Here is a 22,529-nt window from a genome sequence, read left to right as displayed (position 1 = left end):
CAGCTTCTCTGACCAGAATCACGCGCCAAGTCTCACGGACGTTCGACTTGAATAATGGGAATAAGACATTGAAACAAGAATGTCGAGGTTATTATTGAAGAGATAAATAAAATACGAAAAGGTCAATAGAAGAATTTATGCAATATTTATAGAAAATATGCTATAATAATTTGAATTGCGCAAGGAGGAAGAGAGATGAAACCAAAGAATGCAGTTATGTTGTTACTGACTTCTCTGATTTGGGGAACCGCATTTGTTGCACAAAGCGTAGGAATGGACTTTCTTGAACCATTTACATTTAACGGAGTGCGAAGCTTTATTGGAGGAGTGACGCTTTTGCCGTGTATCTGGTTGTTGGAAAAGATGAATGGGAAGCCGGAAGTGGACGGAACAAGAAAAGATCTGATTCAGGGAGGAATTGCCTGTGGTCTGCTTTTATTTGCAGCAAGCAGCCTCCAACAGATGGGGATTCAGTACACAACAGCAGGAAAGGCGGGATTTATTACCGCATTTTATATTGTGTTTGTTCCGGTTCTTGGGATATTTCTAAAGAAAGCAGCAGGTTGGAAAGTGTGGATGTCAGTATTTCTGGCACTGATAGGGCTGTATTTCTTATGTATTAAAGAAGGATTTTCAATTGGCAAGGGCGACATTATGATTTTTGCCTGTGCATTGGTTTTTGCAGTACATATTCTGGTGATTGATTATTATTCACCAAAAGTAGATGGTGTGAAAATGTCATGTATCCAGTTCTTTGTGTGTGGAATTGCATCACTGCCGTTTATGTTCCTGACAGAAACGCCGCAAATTGGAAATATATTAGATGCCCGGATGCCGATTTTATATGCGGGAGTCATGTCCTGTGGGGTGGCATATACATTACAAATCCTCGGACAGAAGCATGCGAATCCGGCAATCGCATCGCTGCTTTTAAGTATGGAATCTTGTTTTTCTGTACTTTCCGGCTGGATAATATTAGGAGAAACACTGTCAGCGAGAGAAGGAATAGGCTGTGTGTTGATGTTTGTGGCAATTATACTTGCACAGCTTCCGGACAAGAGAGAAAAATTAAAAAATGGGCAGGCATAAAAGGATTATGTAAATACAAAAGACAGGAGAGAAAAAATGAGATTTGTAATTCAGAGAGTGTTAGAAAGTGAAGTAAAGGTAGATGGAGAGAGCCTTGGGAAAATCGGGAAAGGATTTATGGTTTTGATCGGAGTCAGCAATGATGATACAAAAGAAGTGGCTGACAAGATGGTAAAGAAGATGTTAGGACTTCGTATTTTTGAAGATGAACAGGGAAAAACCAATCTGTCACTGGATGCAGTAGGAGGAGAACTTCTTCTCATCTCTCAGTTTACATTATATGCAAACTGCAAGAGAGGAAACCGGCCAAGCTTCATCGAAGCCGGAGCACCGGATATGGCCTCGGAAATGTATGAATACATTATTGAAAAATGCAAGGAACAGGTAGAGGTTGTAGAAAGAGGAAGATTCGGAGCGGATATGAAAGTCAGTCTTATTAATGACGGACCATTTACAATCGTGTTAGATTCTGAAACTTTATAAGATTTAATCCTTGAATGGCAACAGGGCCGGGACGCAGTACATTTGTAATTATGTATTGTGTTCCGGTCCTGTTATTGCATATATAGATGAATCCTGGATAAGATTCCATCATGGATAATTATAAAAAAATAATAAACCCTATTGACATTTACATTCAAAGTGATTATTCTAACCGTTAGGCATTTAATAATTAGCCGTCTAATTATTAAATGATGAATTGATTTTACAAAATAAGTTCAAAACAATTCAAGTCGAACGTCCGTGAGACTTGGTGCGTGATTCTGGTCAGAGATAAAAAGAACTTTGAATTGGGAGGTGAGAAAACTGTGAATGATAAATGGATGGAAGCTGGATTTATGCTGATTCAGCAGGTGGCGCATCTTGCTAAATATCAGACTTTGAAAGAGATGGAATCCTGCGGATTAAAACCAAATCAGGCAGGAATATTGGTTGTGTTGCGAAGTGAAGGCGGATTATCCCAAAAAGAGCTTGCTAAGCGCATGGGAGTGACGCCACCGTCTATGACAGCGGCGCTGAAAAAAATGGAAAAACAAGGGTATGTTCTGCGAGAGCAGGATGAGAAAGACCAGCGGATTACGAGGATTCGAATATCTGATCAGGGAATTGAGTGTCTGAATGGACTTCAGCATATGATGCGAAATCTGGAGAAAAGGCTGTATGAAGGTATTTCTGCAGAAGAACGGCAGGAAATGAAGGAGACGCTTTTAAAAATGAGAGAAAATGTGCTCAGGTACAAAGAGTTTCAAGGAATGGATATGTGTGAGATCATGGAGAAGACCAGACCGCCGAAAATGCCGGAAAAATCGATTTAATAGAAAAGAAAAATTTCATTTATTATAGTAATAACGAGAAAGGATAAGACAGCTTATGAGAAAATTATTTCAGTTTTTAAAGCCATATGCACCACGGGTACTTCTGATATTATGTGTCCTTGTCGTGCAGGCTTACTGTGATCTGTCTCTGCCGACCTATACTTCGAATATTGTAAATGTAGGAATTCAGCAGAGCGGTATCGATGAGGAAATTCCGGAGAATATTTCTGAAGAAGAAATGAACCGGCTGCTATTGTTTGTGTCGGAGGACGACAGGCAGGATATTCAGGATGCATATGAAAAAAGTAGTGAAAGCTTTGATTACGATGGAGAAGTGCTGACACTGAAAGATTCAGTGAAATCAGATAATGAAAAGCTTGATGCACTTACAGAAGAGATGAAACTTCCGATGATGCTGACTGCCGGATTTGAGAATGGCAGTGATACAACAAAGCAGATGGAAGGGCAGTTAAAAGAGCAGATGAGCCAGGTGCCGGGAATCGAGAAGATGTCTGTGTTTGACATATTTGGCATGATGGATGATACGCAGAGAGCAGCAATTGTTGATAAGATTACGGAGCAGATGGATAAGATGCCGGATTCGATTCTGGATCAGGCAGCAATTTCTTATGTGAAATCCACGTACGAACAGATTGGTCTGGATACCGGACATATGAGTACGGTGTATATTTTAAAAACAGGTGCAAAGATGCTGGGACTTGCAGCACTTGGCATGGCAGCAAGTATTCTGGCCTGTCTTATGGCGTCAAGAGTTGGAGCTAAGGTCGGACGTGGACTCAGACGTGATACCTTCCGCAAAGTCATTGGATTTTCTAACGCAGAGTTTGACAAATTCTCGACCGCATCATTAATTACAAGAAGTACCAATGATATTCAGCAGATTCAGCTACTGACAGTCATGATTCTTCGTATGGTGCTGTATGCGCCGATCATGGCAATCGGAGGAATTTTGAAAGTATCTAAGACAAATGTGAATATGTTCTGGATCATAGGCCTGGCAGTGCTGCTTATTGTTATGGTTGTGGCAGTGCTTTTCATTGTAGTTATGCCGAAATTCAAAATCGTACAGAACATGGTAGATAAACTGAATCTGGTCAGCCGAGAGATTCTGACCGGACTTCCGGTTATCCGTGCGTTCCATACAGAGAAACATGAGGAAGAACGTTTTGACAAGGCAAATAAAGATCTGACAAAACTGAACTTATTTGTCAACCGTGCCATGACATTTATGATGCCGACTATGATGCTTGTGATGAATGGGATTACCGTTCTGATTGTGTGGGCCGGTGGACACAGTATTAATGACGGAGCAATGCAGGTCGGAGATATGATGGCATTTATCCAGTATGCAATGCAAATTATTATGTCATTCCTTATGATTTGTATGATTTCGGTTATGCTTCCAAGAGCAGCAGTTTCAGCAGAGCGTGTGGATAAAGTCTTGAAGAGCGAGACAAAAATCCATGATCCAAAGGAGCCAAAGACACTTCCTAAAAACGGCAAAGGAGAAGTTGCATTTGAACATGTATCCTTCCACTATCCGGGAGCAGAAGAAGATGTACTGCATGACATTACATTTACCGCAAAACCGGGAGAAACGACAGCATTTATCGGAAGTACCGGATGTGGTAAATCTACACTGGTCAACCTGATTCCGCGATTCTATGATGTGACAGAAGGAAGGATTACGATTGACGGACAGGATGTAAGAGATCTGACACAGCATGAACTTCGTGATAAACTGGGATATGTTCCACAGAAAGGAGTGCTGTTCTCAGGAAATATTGCTTCTAATATTATGTTCGGTAATCCGGCTGGAAGTGAGCAGGAGATGACAGAGGCGGCTCAGATTGCACAGGCTGTCGAATTTATCGACACGAAGCCGGAACGCTACAAGAGCCCGATCTCACAGGGAGGTGCCAATGTTTCCGGTGGACAAAAGCAGAGACTTTCCATCGCGAGAGCCATAGCAAAACACCCGGATGTATACATTTTTGATGACAGCTTTTCTGCACTGGATTACAAGACAGATACCGTTCTAAGAAGCGCATTAAAAGAAAAGACAACAGACAGTGTCGTTCTGATCGTGGCCCAAAGAATCAGTACAATTCTTCATGCAGAGCAGATCATTGTTTTGGATGACGGTAAGATCGTTGGAAAAGGAACGCATGAAGAGCTTCTGAAAACTTGTGATGCCTACTATCAGATTGCAGCGTCCCAGTTGTCGGAGAGTGAATTAAAAGAAGCAATGAAGGAGGAAGACTAATATGCCAAGAGGACGTATGGGTGGCAGACACGGTATGAGCACCGAAAAAGCCAAAGATTTTAAAGGTACCATGAAGAAGCTTATGGGATATCTTACACAGTATAAGATAGGTCTTCTCCTTGTAGTGATATTTGCAATAGGAAGTACTATATTTAATATTGCAGGACCGAAGATCCTTGGAAAAGCAACAACAGAACTATTTCATGGACTGATAAGTAAAGTTTCCGGTGGAAGTGGAATTGATTTTGATAAGATCGAAAAGATTCTCATCGGACTGATGTGCCTGTATGTGTGCAGTGCATTGTTCTCATTTATCCAGGGATACATTATGACAGGAGTTTCCCAGAAACTGACTTACAGAATGAGAAAAGAGATTTCGGAAAAGATTGACAGACTTCCGATGGGATATTTTGACAAGATGACACATGGTGAGATTCTTTCACGGATTACAAATGATGTGGATACTTTAAGTCAGAGTCTGAACCAAAGTGCGACACAGGTCATTACTTCTGTTGCGACAATCATTGGAGTACTGGTCATGATGCTCAGCATCAGTCCGCTTATGACAGTGATCGCAATTTTAATCCTTCCACTTTCCATGGAGCTGATCGGAATGATTGTGAAGCGTTCCCAGAGATATTTCAAGGAACAGCAGGAGTATCTTGGATATGTTAATGGACAGGTAGAAGAGGTCTATGGCGGACATAATATTGTAAAGGCATTTAATAAAGAAGACGATGTCATAGATGAATTTGACAGAGATAATGACAGACTGTATCGTTCTGCATGGAAATCACAGTTCTTATCCGGAATGATGATGCCGATCATGCAGTTCGTTGGAAACCTGGGCTATGTTGCAGTTGTAATTCTTGGTGGTTATCTGGCAATTAAGAAGACGATTGAAGTCGGAGATATCCAGTCATTTATCCAGTATGTGAGAAATTTTACACAGCCGATCCAGCAGGTGGCACAGGTGGCAAATATGCTCCAGTCTACAGCAGCCGCTTCTGAGAGAGTGTTTGAGTTCTTAGAAGAGCCGGAAGAAGAGGCAGCACCAGAAAATCCGGTTGTATTAAAGAATCCAGAAGGAGCTGTAGAATTTGAGCATGTTCATTTTGGCTACAATCCGGAGCATACAATTATTCATGATTTCAGTGTAAAAGTAGAACCTGGACAGAAAATTGCAATTGTAGGACCGACCGGAGCCGGCAAGACAACGATGGTAAAATTACTGATGCGTTTTTATGATGTGTCAGGTGGTTCCATCAAGGTAGATGGACATGATATCCGCGAGTTTGACAGAGGAGAACTGCGTCGTATGTTTGGTATGGTACTTCAGGATACATGGCTGTTCAAAGGAAGTATTGAAGACAATATCCGTTATGGCAAACTGGATGCTACACATGAAGATGTGGTGAAAGCAGCGGATGCAGCTTATGCACACCGGTTTATCCAGACTCTGCCAGGTGGATATGGTATGGAACTGAATGAAGAGGCAAGCAACGTATCCCAGGGACAGAAACAGCTTCTGACGATTGCAAGAGCGATTCTTGCAGATCCGAAGATTTTGATCTTAGATGAGGCTACAAGTTCGGTCGATACACGTACTGAGGTGCGTATTCAGAAAGCAATGGATAACCTGATGAAAGGGCGCACAAGCTTTATTATCGCGCACCGTCTGTCTACGATTCGTGACGCAGATCTGATCCTGGTCATGAAAGAGGGAGATATCGTGGAGATGGGCAGACATGAAGAACTACTTGCGAAAAATGGATTCTATGCGGATCTGTATAATTCACAGTTTGAACAGACTGCTTAAAAAGGAATTTTGAAACATGAATGTGGAGCCGGGAAGGCTGTCAGATTAAGGGCAGTTTCCTGGCTTCATTTAAAGATGTTGGGGTCAAAAGCCCCCAACTATGATACCTACGGATTGTTCCGTGCTTTGCACTCCCACAATCCTCCCAATTATTCGCATATCGTGGGATTGTCATCCCACTTTTAGGCTCATATTGGGACGGATCCCAAGGTCTTTCATCCACTTATGAGCAAGCTCATGTGGATGAAAGACCTTTTGACCCTGGCATCATTTAAATTAAGTATTTTATAAGATTTCTATGGTTGTGCGAAGGACGGATTCTATAGTATAATGTAAATTCGTAAGGAGCTAAAGAGAAATGTTAGAAGAAAAACCAGAATATAAAAAACGAAAAAAATATACGAAAAGACGTCAGCAAGTTATCAGACAGTTATTCTTTACAGGAGTGGCAGTCGTTGTTGTTATCATCGGTTGTGCAACATGGACATTAAAGTCTGATAATATGGCAAGAAAGGCTGATATACAGGCAAAGACGTCTCAGACCGGCAGAAAAGCGGATGCAGCAAAGACATCGGTTGAGAATGGGGTACAGGCGAACAGTGAAGCTGTGAAAGAGAAGACAGATGATAAGGATACATCAGATACGACTAAGAAGACAGAGACGACAGAGGAGCGAATTGCAAGGGTAAGACAGGAAGCAGTTACGGCAGGATATCCGGAGAAGGTCATTGAACTTCTGGATAAGAATCCGGAGACGGTACAGTTTGTGGAAGATTATGGAAAGAAGAAAGATCAGGCACCGGCTGCAACTGTGGAAGCAGAAGATGGCTATTCCGGTATGTTTCCGGAGATCCTCCAATGGGATGAAAGATGGGGATATTCTCCATACGGAACGAGTATTATTGCAGTAAGCGGCTGCGGTCCAACTTGTGTTTCTATGCTGGTCGTAGGGCTTACCGGAGATAAGACAGTGACTCCTTCAGTAGTTGCTGATTACGCAACACAGAACCATTATGTAGATGAGAATAATGATACGACCTGGGCATTTATGACATCAGGCGTGGAACATTGGGGACTGACGTGCCGTGAGAGTAATGGGAATGAGAGCGAGATTGCAAAAGAACTGGAGGCAGGGCACCCGGTCATCTGCAGTATGCGTCCGGGAGACTTTACAGATATCGGACATTTTATCATATTGACATCTTATAATAATGGAAATGTCACGATTTGTGATCCATTCAGCCTTGAAAATTCCAAGAAAAGCTGGAATTATTCCCAGATCAGTTCTCAGATCAAAGCAGTTTGGGTATATTCAAAATAATTCATAAAAATTCATAAAAATACAGCCTCTAAATAAAAGTAGAGGTTGTATTTTTTTAGAAAATGGGTTACAATTGTTTAAATGTATACAATAACACAATATAAAAAGACATCCCAAAGATACGGGAGGGCGCAAGGAGGGACCCTGGAATGAGTAATAATGAGGTCATGAAATTAGAAGAAGATAAAGATTTAAAAGGAGAATTTAAGGAGCTTTGCAAAGCCCTTCGTAATAACCATAGAATTGATCCCAATCTTTATGTAGAATATGATGTAAAGCGTGGACTGCGTGATTCAGCTGGAAAAGGAGTCCTGACAGGACTGACTGAAGTTTCAGATGTAACAGGATATAATCTGATCAACGGACGTAATATTCCGGCAGAGGGACGTCTTTATTATCAGGGAATTAATGTTAATGATATTGTAGACAGTCTGAAAGACAGAAAATTTGGATTTGAGGAGACTGTATATCTGTTGATGTTCGGACATTTACCAAATAAGACAGAACTGGAACATTTCCTGGATGTAATGTTTGAATTACAGGAGTTGTCCGGACGATTTGTCCGTGATGTTGTCATGAAAGCTTCTAATGAGAATATTATGAATGCGATGCAGCGTTGTGTATTGACACTGTATTCTTATGATGAGAATCCGGACGATATTTCTCCGGAAAATGTACTTCGTCAGGCACTTGAGCTGATTGCAAAAATGCCACTTATTGCCGTATATTCTTATCATTCATATAGACATTTTCGTAAAGATGAGATGCTCTTTATCCGTAACCCGGAGAAGGGATTATCACTGGCAGAGAATATCCTTCTGATGCTCAGACCAAAGGGAGAATATACAGAACTTGAGGCAAAGGTACTGGATATTGCGCTTGTACTTCACGCAGAGCATGGCGGTGGTAACAATTCCACGTTTACAACGCATGTAGTAACATCTTCAGGAACAGATACTTACTCTTCAGTAGCAGCTTCTATCGGTTCTCTGAAAGGACCTAGACATGGTGGTGCGAATCTGAAAGTTCAGAATATGTTTGATGATATTAAAGCTCATGTGAAAAACTGGGGAAATGAAGAAGAAGTGGGTGCTTATTTACACAAGATTTTGAATAAAGAAGCATTTGACCATTCTGGATTGATCTATGGTATGGGACATGCGGTTTATACATTGTCTGATCCAAGAGAGGTAATCTTGAAGAGATTTGCCAAAGCTCTTGCAGAAGAAAAAGGACGGATGAAAGAGTTTGCTCTCTATGAGCTGGTAGAGAGTCTTGCAGGTAAGATGATCAAAGAGCAGAGAAATCTTCAGAAAAATGTCTGTGCAAATGTAGACTTTTACAGTGGATTTGTGTATTCTATGCTTGGTATTCCACAAGAACTCTTTACGCCAATCTTTGCAATTGCCAGAATGCCGGGATGGAGCGCACACCGACTGGAAGAGTTGACAAATGCGAACAAAATTATCCGTCCGGCTTACAAATATGTGGGACATCATACAGAATTTGAGACAATGGAAGAGCGCAGCGCAGAGAAGATTACAGATGAAGATGTAAAAGAAGAGCCGGAAAAGTGTAAGAAAGAAGAAAAAGGGAAAAAATAAAAAACATATAGATACAGGAGCATGGAATATGGAAGAGAAGCAGGAAAAGAGCAGAATAGACAGACAGTTTGATTTTATCCGGGAGATTGATAAGGAAAAGTTTATTACAAGACAGACTTTTTTATCAGATGCAAAGCGGCGTGAAAACGATGCGGAGCATGCATGGCATATGGCGATCATGACGCTGCTTTTAAGTGAGTATGCCAATGAGGAGATTGATGTTCTTCGGGTTCTCAGTATGCTTCTTATCCATGATCTTGTAGAGATTGATGCCGGAGATACTTATGCATATGATGAGGAAGGAAAGCAAACACAGAGAGTACGGGAAGTAAAGGCAGCAGACCGGATCTACGGAATCCTGCCGGAAGATCAGGGGGAAAAGCTTCGTGAACTTTGGGAAGAATTCGAGGAGGCTCAAACGCCGGAAGCTAAGTTCGCGCACGTGATGGATAATGTTCAGCCGGCGATGCTGAATGATTATACAGAAGGAAAAGACTGGATTGCCAAGGGTGTGCGGTTAAGCCAGATACTGGAACGCAATGCACATACAGCAGAAGGTTCACAAAAACTGTGGGATTATGCATATACAAACTTTATTGAGCCAAATGTAAAAACCGGTAAGATTAAAGATGATACAAAGTAGATAGATTAGAATATAAACAATCATAAATGCCATACAGACTGACAGATATCCGAAATCAGGATATTTATAGTCTATATGGCATTCTTGTTTATCATTTTGAAAGCCGCTGATAGAACTGCTCATAAAAATCCACATCTTCTATGTAGGGGAGAAGATAAAAAGTCTGAAGTATCTGAATACTGAGTGCCTTTATCTTTTCACTGTCTTCGGATGTCATAGCATAGTTCTGTAACGGTTTGAGATAGTAGTGCCAATCAGATACGAATTTTTCGTGCCTTGAAAAATCCGGCTCATCAATCCATTTACGGACTTTGATCTTTGCCTTTCCGGGTTTTGGACATTCGTGAGTCTGGAGAAAATATGAAAAAGAATCATTTTCATAGTAACGCCCCAGTGGAAAGAGCCGGCAGAATCCCGGACGGAAAGGGTGTATGCTGCAGCGGCTATCTTTATTCAAATACATGCAGGAATCGGTATTTCCATTCATTTTAAGGTGAGGCAGGATCAGTCCGTCTACGACACCAAGTTCCAGGGAAGAAGCAAGAAGAGCCACAGGCGTGGTCTTAAGCCCCATGCATAACCGATACATATCATACGGGTCCAGAACAATGGAATCTCCCATGCCCTGACAGCAGGAAGCACACCCCTGACAGCCCATACAATCAGCTTTTACCATATCGTTGGCAGTATATAGTCTACCGTCTGAAATTTCATTTAAATCAATATCTCTTAACATATTTAAGTCCTCGTTATTTTATTATCACAGGCATTCATGAAATTAAAACTGCCTGGATTTATTATAATAAAAATATTGAGATAATGTAAAGGAAAAACAGTGTTTTTGTACCTTTCGAAAGGAAATGTATGGACTTTAAAAATTTACTGTGTTAAAATGTAACAGTGATGAGATATGAAAACAAAGGAGTGTAAATATATATGAGTAAGAAGATCAGAACGGAGGCGGTTGACTATCTTTTTAGCGCCATCTTAAGTCTGGAGAATAAGGAAGAATGTTATACATTTTTTGAAGATATCTGTACGATTAATGAGCTGTTATCGTTGTCTCAGAGATTTGAAGTTGCAAAGATGTTAAGAGAGCACAAGACTTATCTGGAGATTGCAGATAAGACAGGAGCTTCCACAGCAACGATCAGCCGTGTGAACCGTTCATTAAACTATGGCAATGATGGATATGATATGGTATTCGAACGAATTGGCATGGGAAGTGAAGAAGAAAATAAATAAGAAGAAAAAATTCAGATAGAATAATGAGAATGATATCAGGGACTGTTTCAGAAAAGAAACAGTCCCTTTGTTTAAGTGAGAATTATTTCTCTACATATTTTCTGGAAAGAGCGTAGGATCCGATCCATCCAACTAATGTTACGATAGTCAGGATAAACAGAAGAATCCAGGCACTTGTGTATGCTCCTGTTCCGTCATAAATCGCAGCAACCATAAGAGAACCGCATGTCAGACCAACCTGAGTAAAGCTGTTTGCAATACCATAAGCCTGTCCATATTTCTTTGTACCAAATACAGCAGCTGTTACAAGTGGTGGAGTTACAGTTCCTATGGCATCTCCAAGTCCGAAGAGGACTGCCATAATATAAAGCATTGTTACGTTGCTTCCCATTAACATGAAGATGAAAGATACTGCGAATGCAACACATCCACATACAGTACTGACAACAACACCGAAACGGTCATTTAACCATCCAAGTACGATCTTGCCAAAGATACCAACCATTGAGTAGATGGAAATAATTGCAGCCTGAATTGCCGGTCCGTGCATTTCTTCAATTGCCGGTGGGAATTGTCCCAGAGAACCGGAGTTAATAAGACCGTTGCAAAGCATACCAATCAGCATTAACCAGAAGAAGAATTTTGGCCAGCACTGCTGAACTTCTAAAGAAAGATCGGACTCTTTTTTATCAGAAGATTTATCAGCAGTTTTTGTATCGACTTCGTCACTTCCGTATGGTTTCAGTCCCATATCCTCAGGACGTTTACGAAGGATGAAGAAGGCAGCTGGAAGAGCGATTACAAGTACGATCAGAGCCATGATCTGGTATGTATGTCTCCAGCCATATTTTCCAAGTAACATAGTTACGATTGGACTGAAGATTGTACCGCCAACTCCGATACCAGCCATTGCAATACTCATTGCAAGACCACGTTTTTTAGCAAACCAGTTTGTGATCATCATACTTACTGGAATCAGTGCAGAATTTAACCAGAATACTCCAATGAATACAGAGGAGATATACAGGTGAATTGCATTCTGAGCCAATGAGTAAGAAGCGTAAGAGAGTGCGAATCCGATAATGCTGACGCACTGGATTTTACGCATATCGCCTTTTGCAAGTCTGGAAGAAACCATAGGGGAAATAAAAATTCCCAGTCCTTGAAGGATTGTATTTGCAAGAGTAAATCCGCTTCTTGAAAGACCAAGTTCTTCTGTTACCTGAATGAGGAATTTGTTACTAAGTGCCATGATCGGAGGTACCATTGTACATGTGATGAGAAGACATCCGATTACAATATACCAGCCATAGTGTATTTTTTTCTTTTCCATAGTCTTATTCTCCTTGTTTGTTTAACCAGTTGAATGCACAGGTTGCGTGTACAGCAGCTCCGTACGGAAGAGCATCTTCATTGAAGAGGACTCCTGGGTTGTGATGCTGTACCGGACATCCGTCTACCTTTGCTTCTATCATGAAGTAAGTTGTTGGCACATGCTCAGAAATAAAAGCAAAGTCATCGGAAGGTGTTACCATATAATTAGTTTTTCCGATGATTCCCGGTTCAATTTCAGAAGCATAACCGGCTAATTCCTTTGTCATCTCAGGATCGGAGTATGTAGAAGGAACATCGGAAAGTACTTCATAGTCAACGGTTGCTCCGAAAGATTTTCCTTCATATTCGCAGATTTCATGCATTCTCCTTACAAGTTTTTTACGAAGTTCTTTATTGTATGTACGAAGAGTTCCCATCAGAACAGCCTCGCCTGGGACAATATTCGGTGTTGCTCCCGCATTAAATGCGCCAAATGTCAGAATCGCACGCTCAGCAGATGGTGTCTCACGTGCGATCAGGTTCTGAAATGCACTGTAAATGTGAAGACCAACGTTAATTGGATCGATACCAAGTTCCGGCATTGCTCCATGACAGCCATTTCCATGAACGGTAATCTTGAATCCGTCACAGGAAGAGGTCATATAACCAAGTCCGTAATTCAGGGCTGGTTTGGAAGAATCCAGCATAACATGCATGCCGACAGCAGCATCAACTTTTGGATTTTCCAGGATTCCGGCAGCAATCAGCTTTTTGGATCCTGTAAATGTCTCCTCAGCCGGCTGGAACATGAGTTTTACACTTCCGCACAATTCATTGCGGTGTTCATACAGCATCTGAGCTGCACATAACAGCATTGCTGTATGAAAATCATGTCCACAGTTGTGAGCTGCATCAGTTTCAGTTTTAAATGGAAGATCGTTGTTCTCCGGCATAGGAAGAGCATCCATATCTGCACGAAGCAGAAGAACCTTTCCTGGCTTTGCGCCTTCAATCAGAGCAGTCACACCGGAAGGACAGATCTCAGTTGGAGTCAGTCCGATTTCACGGAGACGCTCCATGACGTATTTAGTTGTGTTTGGCAGATCCTCGCCAGCTTCTGCGTGCTGATGAAGATAACGTCTGTCTGCCTGCAATTGAGACTCAAGCTCTTTTGCACGCTTTAAAAATTGATTCATAGTAATTCCTCCTTATAGAAATAAAGACAATATAAAGACCTGTCTTTATTATAGGCAGATGTTATATTAAAGTCAATAAATATAGATGAAATATATGTATTGCACAAAATACAATTGCCTATATTGCACAAAAAGCAGTGATTTTAATTAGGAATAATTAATAAGAAATGTACGAATATAAGAAGTGTGAAAAGGGCAGTTAGCCATATCAGAAAAAGTGTGGTATCATATTATGGAACAAAGCAGAAGGGGGTCGGAATGTGGGGAAAAAGATAGCAATTATCGCGACCGATTTTTTGGAACAATTCATAAAGGATATGATTACTGAGTTGGGTATGGGGTTTCAGTATCACATCTTTACATATGAAAAATTCGAAGATATTAAGGATATTTATAAAAAAATCGGACCGGAATATGATGGGATTTTAGCAAGCGGAAGTTTTCCGGCACATATGATTCATCTTTACTATCCGGAAGAGAAGCGTCCGATTGGATGTTTTAACACCGATGACACAGCCATGTATCGTCTGCTGCTGAAGCTTTTGCAGCAGAATCGAAAGCTTGATTTTAGAAGAGTATATGCAGATATCATGGAATTGTTTGGTGGTAATCTGACGGCATTTGTAGAAGGACGGGAAGCCATGCCGGATCTTACCATTCTTTCTAATGAGACATTTACATTGGAAAGGATGCAGAAACTGGAAGAAGAACAGTATGAGAAACATCTGAATCTGTGGAAGGAAGGAAAGACAGATCTTTCAATTACACGTTTTTCAAGCATTGTAAAGAGATTAAAAGAGCAAGGAGTCAATGTATATTTTCCTTATCCGGGACAACAGTATGTACAAAATGTCTGTGAGAGACTGCTCAGTGATATTGAAAAACGGGAACTGGAAGAACGCCAGCCATGTGTCATTGTAGTTCGTCTGTTAGGACAGGAGAATTCAGTTAGTTATTTGCGAGAGCTGGATTCTAATTACATTCGGTTGGAAAGCATGATGATGGAAATGTTTGGAAATGGTATCACAGAATTTTCACTTCACAGATATCATTATGGAATGGAGATTCTTGCAACCAAAAAAGATGTTCTTAAAATAACGGAGGATCTGTCAAGAGATGGATTGTTCGCAGAACTTAAGAAACGAAAGACCGGCTGGAACTTTTGTATTGGCTATGGTTTTGGAGCAGGAATCGCCCAGGCAAGATTGAATGCGTTGAATGCATGCCATGAGGCAGAACTAAAAAAGAATACGAGCTATGTAGTAACAGAAAAGGAAGAACTGATCGGCCCTCTTGGAGTGGAGGCAACTGAGACATTTATGGTTGATAATCAGTCTTACCGGGATATTAAGTCAAAACTATCACCGATCACGGTCAGCAAAGTTATGTCTGCCTTGGAGGCATCTGCAGAAAAAGAGATTACAGCACAGGAACTTGCGTTCAGGCTAGGAGTTACAAAAAGAAGTGCGAACCGTTTTCTGTCAACATTAGAGCGTGAAGAAATATTGAAAGTTGCATACAAAAAGAGAACTACTTCCAGAGGAAGACCGGAGAGTGTATTTGTGCGAAAAGAAAAGTAGCCGATGAAGGCTACTTTTTTTTGTGTACTGGTTCTGGTAATTCATCAATAATCCTTTCAATCAGAGCCTTCTTTGCATATACATCAAAGCTAAGAGAAGAAATTAGAGAAAATAACTGCAGATATTCCCGGTCACTGTCAGAGAGACCTTCCATATCTTTGAAAGTATTCTGAGAAGTCTCGTATGCTTCGCGGACTTCATCTTTTAAGTTCTGAATCTGGCTCTTTGCCGTGTCGCAGACTTCTTCGTAGATAGATGCAACATCGACAGCACTGTCTGTATCAAAATACTTTTCCGTAATTGGAGTAAGAATCGTCTCAATATCCTTGATGGACAGGATCGTTTTAAAATAATAGATAAAAATCATGACAACCACATGTTCTTTGGAATACTTCTTCTTAACCGGTGGTGGGAGAAGGTTGTTCTTTGCATAATTATTGATCATTGTCTTTGTCAGAATCTTATCCTTATCGTACCGCTTACTGGAGCTTAACTGTTCGTCCATAAAGCTAGTCACCTGATCCATATATAATTCAATATTCGGTATATCCTCAGAGCGTACATAATCCATATTGGAAATACCTTCTAACATGCTGTTCAGTAGTTCATCCATATTAATCTTCATAATTGCCACCTCAATATAGATATTATATAGTAATAAAAACTATATGACAAGCAAAAAATAAAATGTTCACATATTGTTAAGAAAATAACATAACGAGCTAATGAGCAGTTAAAAATAGGTTAGATTAGTGGAGAAGAGTACGTGTGTGTGGTAAGGTGAATGCAAGAAAATTACGAGGAGGCAACGAAGATGATCAATGCAATTTTAGTAGTCTTGTTAGTTTTGATTGGAGGAGTACCATCGATACTTTTGACATTAAGTGTACCGGTGATGTTGGTATGGAAGATTTACCGGAAAGTCAGATATGGGTATAGCTTATATCAGTAAGTGAAGATATAAAAAATCAAAAGGGACAGCATCTGAAAAAGGTGCTGTCCTTTTGATTTTAGCAAAATCTTAACATATGTATGTGATATAATAGGAGCACCTAAAGAGATGTATTGTGCGATCAATTTGGCGGTGGAATGGAGAACATCTATATGAAAATTTTGAAAAATATAATTATTACGGCTGCAATGCTGGCAGCAGCGACAGCTATATGTTTTATTTTGAGGCCGCTTGTTCCGACAGACACGCATGTGCCGCTTATTTATGTGTTGTCAGTACTTTGTGTATCCAGACTTACAGAAGGATATTTTTATGGGGTGCTGGCATCTATGGTGGCAGTTGTGGGAGTCAATTATATATTTACCTATCCATATTTCCAAGTGGATTTTACTGTGACCGGCTATCCGCTTACATTTATTGTAATGTTGACAGTATCTATTTCAGTAAGTGCATTGATGACTCAGATCAAGATGCAGGAGCATGTGCGGTTAAAGGCAGAAAAAGAGAGAATGAGAGCCAATCTTCTAAGAGCAGTGTCTCACGATATCCGGACGCCTCTTACTTCTATAGAAGGAGCAGCGGCTGGAATTATAGATAATAAAGATGTTTTGACAGAGGAGCAGAAAGAAGAGCTGCTTTTGAATATCAAAGAAGAGGCACAGTGGATGGTACGGATGGTGGAGAACCTGTTATCCATTACCCGGATGAATGATGAAGGAACAAGACTTACGACACACGAAGAACTGGCAGAAGAGATTGTCAGCAGTGCAGTTGTAAAGTTTTCAAAGCGTTTTCCGGACATAAAAGTCGAGGTGGATATTCCAGAAGAAGTTGTTATTGTTCCGATGGATCCAATCCTGATCCGGCAAGTCATTGTGAATATTATGGAAAATGCTGTGATACATGGAGGATCGACGACGCAGGTGAAGGTAACCGTATCTGCGAATGAAACAGAAGCTATATTTTCTATTGAAGATAATGGGAAAGGAATTGATGGAAAGATTTTGCCCATGTTATTTACAGGTCAGATCAGTCACCGGGAAGGTGAGACGTACGATAATAAACGGAGTATGGGAATCGGACTTTCGGTATGTAAAAGTATTATAGATGCGCACAGGGGAAAAGTCTGGGCAGAGAATAAGATAGATGGCGGAGCAAAGATTTCATTTACATTACCGCTTGAGGAGGAAGAACAGAATGGAGATTAAAGACCGTGTATTAATAGTAGAAGATGATAAAAATATTCGAAAGTTTATACAGACGATCCTGGAGGCCAATGATTATGATGTAATCGCGACTGAGACAGGAAAGGAAGCATATAGTCTAATCACTTCCAGATGTCCAGATGTGGTGATCTTGGATCTGGGACTTCCAGATATGGACGGAATGAAGATTTTAAAAGAAGTCCGTGCGTGGTCCAATATGCCGATTATTGTAGTTTCTGCCAGAGATCATGAAAAAGATAAGGTAGAAGCGCTCGATATGGGAGCTGATGATTACATAACAAAACCATTTGGGACATCAGAACTTCTTGCAAGGATTCGGGCTGCAATCCGACATTTCCGGGGAACAAGCAAGAATCAAGGAGAGAGGCAGAAAGTCACATTTTTAAATGGAAAATTGGTGATAGATTATGATAAACACCGAGTCTATGTGGAGGAACAAGACGCAGGACTGACCCAGAATGAGTTCCGGTTATTAAGTCTCCTTGGAAAATATGCAGGCAAGGTTCTGACATATGATTACATGATGAAAGAAATCTGGGGACCAAACATGAAGGGGGATAACCGTATCCTGCGTGTGAATATGGCGAATATCCGTAGAAAAATCGAAAAAAATCCCGGTCAGCCACAGTTTATATTTACAGAAGTCGGAGTGGGATACCGTATTATAGAAACAGATTCTTAATCAGTGATAGCGCTTGTTTAACACAGGAACAATAGCTTTTCAGCTTCATAGGTCATTGCGCTTCTTTTTTATCTTTGTTATAATATGAAAATATGCTTTGGAATATTCTTGGTTATTGGAAGACAGGAGGATTAAGGTGCGGGCAACAGTACTTTGTTATAATTTAAAAGGGACGACCAAAGGTCGGAAGATTGGATTGATTTTTGGATTTTTAGGCTACAGAGTCCGTCATGTGGAGGAAGAAGAATACTTGCTTCCGGTTGGTGAAGTTGCAGAAGGCAGAACAACGGAATCAATAAATGAAGAAGCTGGGGTTAAAAAGAAAGAAATAGAAGCTGTATTTCAAGAGGAGATGCTCTTAATGTGTCCGGAAAATGAGCATATGCTGGATCAGGCACTTTTTCGTATGCGAAAAGAAAAAGTTCAGGTCCCGTTAAAAGCCGTTTTGACAGAGATGAATAAGAACTGGACATCGGTGGCACTTCATGATGAGATCATGCGAGAGCATGAGAAGATGACAGGTGGAAAATAATAGAAAGGAAACGAAAAGAACTTGAATATATATGATACGTTAAATGATAAACAGAAGGAAGCAGTCTTTCACACGGAAGGACCGCTTCTTATTTTAGCAGGAGCGGGATCAGGTAAGACAAGAGTCCTGACCCACAGGATTGCGTACCTGATTGAAGAAAAAGGTGTCAATCCATGGAATATTTTGGCAATTACATTCACGAACAAAGCGGCAGCAGAGATGCGGGAACGTGTGGATAATCTGGTTGGGTTCGGCTCAGAAAGTATTTGGGTGAGTACATTCCATTCTATGTGTGTGCGGATACTAAGACGCCACATTGCATTGCTTGGATATGACACGAATTTTACAATTTATGATACAGATGATCAGAAGACACTGATGAGGGATGTGTGCAAGTTGTTGCAGATTGACACAAAAATCTACAAAGAGCGTATGCTGATCGGAACCATTTCTCATGCAAAAAATGAGATGTTGACTCCGGAAGAATTTCGGCTTCAGTCGGGCGGAGATTTTCATCAGAAAAAGATTGCGGATGTGTATGAAGAGTATGAAAAGCAGCTCCGGGCTAACAATGCACTGGATTTTGATGATCTGCTTTTAAAGACAGTTCAGCTATTCCAGACACAGCACGATGTGTTGGAATATTATCAGGAGAGATTCCGCTATATTATGGTAGATGAGTACCAGGATACGAATGGGGTGCAGTTTGAGTTGGTACGTCTGCTTGCTTCCAGGTATCAGAATCTGTGTGTAGTCGGAGATGATGATCAGTCTATTTATAAATTCCGTGGGGCAGATATCCGTAATATTCTGGATTTTGAGAAAGTATTTACAAAGGCAGCAGTCATTAAATTGGAGCAGAATTATCGCTCCACAGCAAATATCCTGAATGCAGCAAATGCTGTGATCAGCCACAATCACGGAAGAAAGGACAAGACGCTGTGGACAGACAATGAAGATGGTGATAAGATTGCATTTCGTCAGTTTGATACTGCATTCGATGAGGCAGAATATATAGTATCCGATATAAAAGAACACGTGGAAAAAGGCGAGTGCGACTATCAGGACAACGCCATTTTATATCGTACGAATGCACAGTCCCGTATGTTTGAGGAAAAATTCGTAACAGCAAATATTCCATATAAGATTATTGGCGGCATTAATTTCTATGCAAGACGGGAAATTAAAGATATTCTTGCATATTTAAAAACCGTAGATAATGGTCAGGATGACCTGGCGGTGCGAAGAATTATCAATGTACCAAAAAGAGGAATCGGTCTTACCAGCATTAATCGTGTGCAGGAGTATGCTGCGATGCATGAAAAAGGATTTTATGAATGTCTTAAGGGAGCTGACCTTATCCCGGATATCGGAAGAGGCGTGTCAAAGCTTGAGTCATTTGTAGCATTGATCGAGCACTTTAAAGTAGATGCAAAGGAATTGACACTTCATGAACTGATGCAGGAAATTATTGACGAAACCGGATATATCGAGAACATTCAGGCAGAGAGTGAGATAGAGGCTCAGGCGAGAATTGAAAATATCGATGAGCTTTTAAATAAAGTCGTTGCTTATGAAGAAGTATGCGAAGAGCATGATGAACCGGTAACACTGAGTGGATTTCTTGAGGAAGTCGCTCTGGTGGCAGATATTGACAATCTGGATGAGAACAGTGATTATGTGGTGCTCATGACTTTACACAGTGCGAAAGGACTGGAATTTCCACGCGTTTATCTTGCCGGAATGGAAGACGGACTGTTTCCAAGCTATATGACCGTGACGGCCGATGATCCGGACGAATTGGAGGAAGAGCGAAGACTTTGTTATGTAGGTATCACAAGAGCCCAGAATGAACTGACTATGACTTGTGCAAGAAAACGTATGGTCCGCGGTGAGACGCAGTATAATAAAATGTCACGTTTCTTAAAGGAAGTTCCGCTGGAACTGATATCTACGGGAAATAAATTTTCAGGAAATGGAAAAAGTCTTACAGACCACGCGGATTATGAAGAACCGGAAAGAAAAACGGACTATCAGATGGCGAGACAGGCATTTAAGACGAAAGCATTTGCAGCAGTACAGCAGGGAAAATCCTTTGGAAAGCCTGCAGGGGGAAAGCTGGAGTATGGAGCCGGTGACCGTGTACGCCATATAAAATTCGGTGAAGGTACAGTTTTGTCGATAGTCGAAGGTGGACGTGACTACGAAGTGACGGTGAATTTTGACGGGCCTGGGACGAAGAAGATGTTTGCAGCATTCGCAAAATTACAGAAGATATAAGAAATATGCAGAAGCAGAGAATTTTGAAAAGGTAATTTTACACTGACAAACTTTGCAACTTTCAAATTATACTTTAAAATTTTATAAAATAAATGTGTAGTAATATTTTAAGACCAGTGTTATAATAATATACAATAATGTAACTTGCAAAGGGCAAGGGAAAGGACGAGGGATATGAGTAAAATTGATGAGCTTATTGCAACAACAAAGCTGAACGATCTGATTAACAAAAAGGAAGAAGAGAAAGCTTCCAAGACAGTTCTTTGGATACTGGCAGTGATCGGTGCTGTGGCAGCAGTTGCAGCAATCGCATATGCAGTATATTGCTTCTTTACCTCGGATTATCTGGAAGACTTTGAGGATGATTTTGACGATGATTTCGATGATGACTTCTTCAATGACGAAGATCAGATATAGGTTCAGAACAACAAAACAAGTAAGTAAAAAGCAGGCTGAGATGCCTGCTTTTTTACAGGACGAGGTGGATGATGGATGGACAGTGCTTTGCTCTGTTGATTGATGCAGATAATGTATCTGCAAGGTATATAAAGCCGATTTTAACAGAGCTTTCAAAATATGGAAATATCACGTACAAAAGAATTTATGGAGACTGGACGAATACGCAACATTCAAGCTGGAAGGATGAGCTGCTTAAGAACTCGATCACACCAATCCAGCAGTTCTCTTATACGCAGGGAAAGAATTCCACAGATTCTGCGATGATTATAGATGCGATGGATATTCTTTACGCAAAGGATGTGGATGGATTCTGCATTGTATCCAGTGACAGTGATTTTACGAGACTGGTGAGCCGATTAAGAGAGAGTGGTAAGATGGTTATTGGAATGGGCGAAAATAAGACGCCGGAGCCATTTCGAAAAGCATGCGACAAATTCACAATTCTGGAAAATCTTCTGTCAGAGAAAGGCTTGGAAGATGGAGAGGAAGAATCTCATGAAGTGCTGGGGCGTGAGAAGGTCGAAGATGCAGTTATTAAGATGATCATGGAGAATCAGGATAATAATAAGCAGACCGGACTTGGCGAAGTAGGAAGCCGACTGGTCAGCCTTTATCCGGATTTTGACGTGCGAAGTTACGGATATAGCAGCCTTTCCAAGTTTTTTGAGGAATTTGACAGAATACAGCTTGTGAAACATGGTCATGTAGCTTGGGTTACATTAAAAGAGAACCGTGCGAGAAAAGAAGACGTAGACCAGTTTGTGCGTAATTTGGTGAAAGGTGCCGGAGAAGCAGGTATGGATCTTGGTGCCATCGGAAATCGTGTGTATGATAAATACAAAGATTTCAAACTAAATGATTATGGATATTCCCAGTTCAAAAAATATGTTAAGAGCATTTCTCATATGAAGCTGGAACAGGATGGTAAACGCTGGAAAGCTCATTATAAAAAATAGATAGTCTGTAAAGGAGGACGAGAACGCT

21 protein-coding genes are annotated in these 22,529 nt (G+C 40.7%); 17 read left to right on the top strand and 4 right to left on the bottom strand.

Translation table 11 applies throughout. The features are described 5' to 3' along the window. The first annotated feature begins 195 nt into the window (after positions 1 to 195). The 8 genes from C7E02_RS09035 to C7E02_RS09000 all read left to right on the top strand — a co-directional run bounded on the left by C7E02_RS09035 (position 196) and on the right by C7E02_RS09000 (position 10,079). Positions 196 to 1,089, top strand: a complete 894-nt coding sequence (locus tag C7E02_RS09035) for a DMT family transporter (protein ID WP_029732125.1) — start codon at positions 196 to 198, stop codon at positions 1,087 to 1,089. 36 nt (positions 1,090 to 1,125) lie between these two features. After that, positions 1,126 to 1,572 (top strand): D-aminoacyl-tRNA deacylase, encoded by a 447-nt coding sequence (dtd, locus tag C7E02_RS09030; RefSeq protein ID WP_005340750.1) that lies wholly within the window; start codon positions 1,126 to 1,128, stop codon positions 1,570 to 1,572. 326 nt (positions 1,573 to 1,898) lie between these two features. Beyond that, complete coding sequence (locus tag C7E02_RS09025; RefSeq protein WP_022278641.1) at positions 1,899 to 2,405, top strand: MarR family winged helix-turn-helix transcriptional regulator; 507 nt, start codon at positions 1,899 to 1,901, stop codon at positions 2,403 to 2,405. Between the two features lie 55 nt (positions 2,406 to 2,460). After that, positions 2,461 to 4,692: an ABC transporter ATP-binding protein gene (locus C7E02_RS09020; protein WP_105309382.1), complete on the top strand. Its 2,232-nt coding sequence runs from the start codon at positions 2,461 to 2,463 to the stop codon at positions 4,690 to 4,692. Between the two features lies 1 nt (position 4,693). Continuing rightward, positions 4,694 to 6,511 (top strand): ABC transporter ATP-binding protein, encoded by a 1,818-nt coding sequence (locus C7E02_RS09015; RefSeq protein ID WP_105309381.1) that lies wholly within the window; start codon positions 4,694 to 4,696, stop codon positions 6,509 to 6,511. A gap of 358 nt (positions 6,512 to 6,869) precedes the next feature. Then, on the top strand, positions 6,870 to 7,832 hold the full coding sequence (locus C7E02_RS09010; protein ID WP_022278638.1) for a C39 family peptidase: 963 nt from the start codon (positions 6,870 to 6,872) through the stop codon (positions 7,830 to 7,832). A gap of 149 nt (positions 7,833 to 7,981) precedes the next feature. Next, positions 7,982 to 9,436 (top strand): citrate/2-methylcitrate synthase, encoded by a 1,455-nt coding sequence (locus tag C7E02_RS09005; RefSeq protein WP_022278637.1) that lies wholly within the window; start codon positions 7,982 to 7,984, stop codon positions 9,434 to 9,436. A gap of 28 nt (positions 9,437 to 9,464) precedes the next feature. Then, positions 9,465 to 10,079, top strand: coding sequence for an HD domain-containing protein (locus C7E02_RS09000; protein WP_005340739.1), 615 nt, complete (start codon positions 9,465 to 9,467; stop codon positions 10,077 to 10,079). Between the two features lie 91 nt (positions 10,080 to 10,170). Here the strand turns inward: C7E02_RS09000 and C7E02_RS08995 are convergent, their stop codons facing one another. Beyond that, entirely contained in the window at positions 10,171 to 10,815 is a 645-nt protein-coding gene (locus C7E02_RS08995) for a YkgJ family cysteine cluster protein (protein ID WP_022278636.1), read from the bottom strand. 200 nt (positions 10,816 to 11,015) lie between these two features. Between C7E02_RS08995 and C7E02_RS08990 the strand changes: the two genes are divergently transcribed. After that, positions 11,016 to 11,324 (top strand): YerC/YecD family TrpR-related protein, encoded by a 309-nt coding sequence (locus C7E02_RS08990; protein ID WP_005335489.1) that lies wholly within the window; start codon positions 11,016 to 11,018, stop codon positions 11,322 to 11,324. Positions 11,325 to 11,406: 82 nt separating this feature from the next. Here the strand turns inward: C7E02_RS08990 and C7E02_RS08985 are convergent, their stop codons facing one another. Together C7E02_RS08985 and C7E02_RS08980 are read right to left on the bottom strand one after the other, a co-directional pair. Further along, a complete protein-coding gene (locus C7E02_RS08985) occupies positions 11,407 to 12,657 on the bottom strand; it encodes an MFS transporter (RefSeq protein ID WP_005340737.1) in 1,251 nt (416 codons plus the stop codon). A gap of 4 nt (positions 12,658 to 12,661) precedes the next feature. Continuing rightward, complete coding sequence (locus C7E02_RS08980; protein WP_105309380.1) at positions 12,662 to 13,834, bottom strand: M20 metallopeptidase family protein; 1,173 nt, start codon at positions 13,832 to 13,834, stop codon at positions 12,662 to 12,664. A gap of 260 nt (positions 13,835 to 14,094) precedes the next feature. On the opposite strand from C7E02_RS08980, the gene C7E02_RS08975 reads away from it, so the two are divergent. Continuing rightward, positions 14,095 to 15,414: a hypothetical protein gene (locus C7E02_RS08975; RefSeq protein ID WP_105309379.1), complete on the top strand. Its 1,320-nt coding sequence runs from the start codon at positions 14,095 to 14,097 to the stop codon at positions 15,412 to 15,414. A 10-nt stretch (positions 15,415 to 15,424) separates the two neighbouring features. Here the strand turns inward: C7E02_RS08975 and C7E02_RS08970 are convergent, their stop codons facing one another. Continuing rightward, positions 15,425 to 16,039, bottom strand: a complete 615-nt coding sequence (locus tag C7E02_RS08970; protein WP_005340732.1) for a DUF1836 domain-containing protein — start codon at positions 16,037 to 16,039, stop codon at positions 15,425 to 15,427. A gap of 189 nt (positions 16,040 to 16,228) precedes the next feature. Between C7E02_RS08970 and C7E02_RS19415 the strand changes: the two genes are divergently transcribed. The 7 genes from C7E02_RS19415 (at position 16,229) to C7E02_RS08940 (ending at position 22,501) form a co-directional block, all read left to right on the top strand. Further along, the gene (locus tag C7E02_RS19415) at positions 16,229 to 16,366 is read left to right on the top strand and encodes a hypothetical protein (protein ID WP_022278633.1); all 138 of its coding nucleotides are present in this window, start codon (positions 16,229 to 16,231) and stop codon (positions 16,364 to 16,366) included. A 152-nt stretch (positions 16,367 to 16,518) separates the two neighbouring features. Further along, positions 16,519 to 17,574 carry a sensor histidine kinase gene (locus C7E02_RS08965; protein ID WP_005340728.1) on the top strand — a complete coding sequence of 352 codons (1,056 nt, stop codon included), beginning with the start codon at positions 16,519 to 16,521 and terminating at the stop codon, positions 17,572 to 17,574. Then, the gene (locus tag C7E02_RS08960) at positions 17,564 to 18,274 is read left to right on the top strand and encodes a response regulator (RefSeq protein ID WP_005335503.1); all 711 of its coding nucleotides are present in this window, start codon (positions 17,564 to 17,566) and stop codon (positions 18,272 to 18,274) included. The genes C7E02_RS08965 and C7E02_RS08960 overlap by 11 nt, the downstream gene beginning before the upstream one ends. Before the next feature lie 136 nt (positions 18,275 to 18,410). After that, positions 18,411 to 18,806: a DUF3783 domain-containing protein gene (locus tag C7E02_RS08955; RefSeq protein WP_203226956.1), complete on the top strand. Its 396-nt coding sequence runs from the start codon at positions 18,411 to 18,413 to the stop codon at positions 18,804 to 18,806. Positions 18,807 to 18,827: 21 nt separating this feature from the next. Further along, on the top strand, positions 18,828 to 21,086 hold the full coding sequence (gene pcrA / locus C7E02_RS08950; protein WP_105309378.1) for a DNA helicase PcrA: 2,259 nt from the start codon (positions 18,828 to 18,830) through the stop codon (positions 21,084 to 21,086). Between the two features lie 174 nt (positions 21,087 to 21,260). Then, positions 21,261 to 21,503, top strand: coding sequence for a hypothetical protein (locus tag C7E02_RS08945; RefSeq protein ID WP_005340723.1), 243 nt, complete (start codon positions 21,261 to 21,263; stop codon positions 21,501 to 21,503). Between the two features lie 71 nt (positions 21,504 to 21,574). Further along, the gene (locus tag C7E02_RS08940) at positions 21,575 to 22,501 is read left to right on the top strand and encodes an NYN domain-containing protein (protein ID WP_005340721.1); all 927 of its coding nucleotides are present in this window, start codon (positions 21,575 to 21,577) and stop codon (positions 22,499 to 22,501) included. The last annotated feature ends 28 nt before the right edge of the window (positions 22,502 to 22,529 follow it).

The sequence above is a fragment of the Dorea sp. Marseille-P4042 genome, assembly GCF_900290215.1.
GTDB lineage: Bacteria > Bacillota > Clostridia > Lachnospirales > Lachnospiraceae > Dorea > Dorea formicigenerans.
This window is presented reverse-complemented; position numbering and strand designations above follow the sequence as displayed.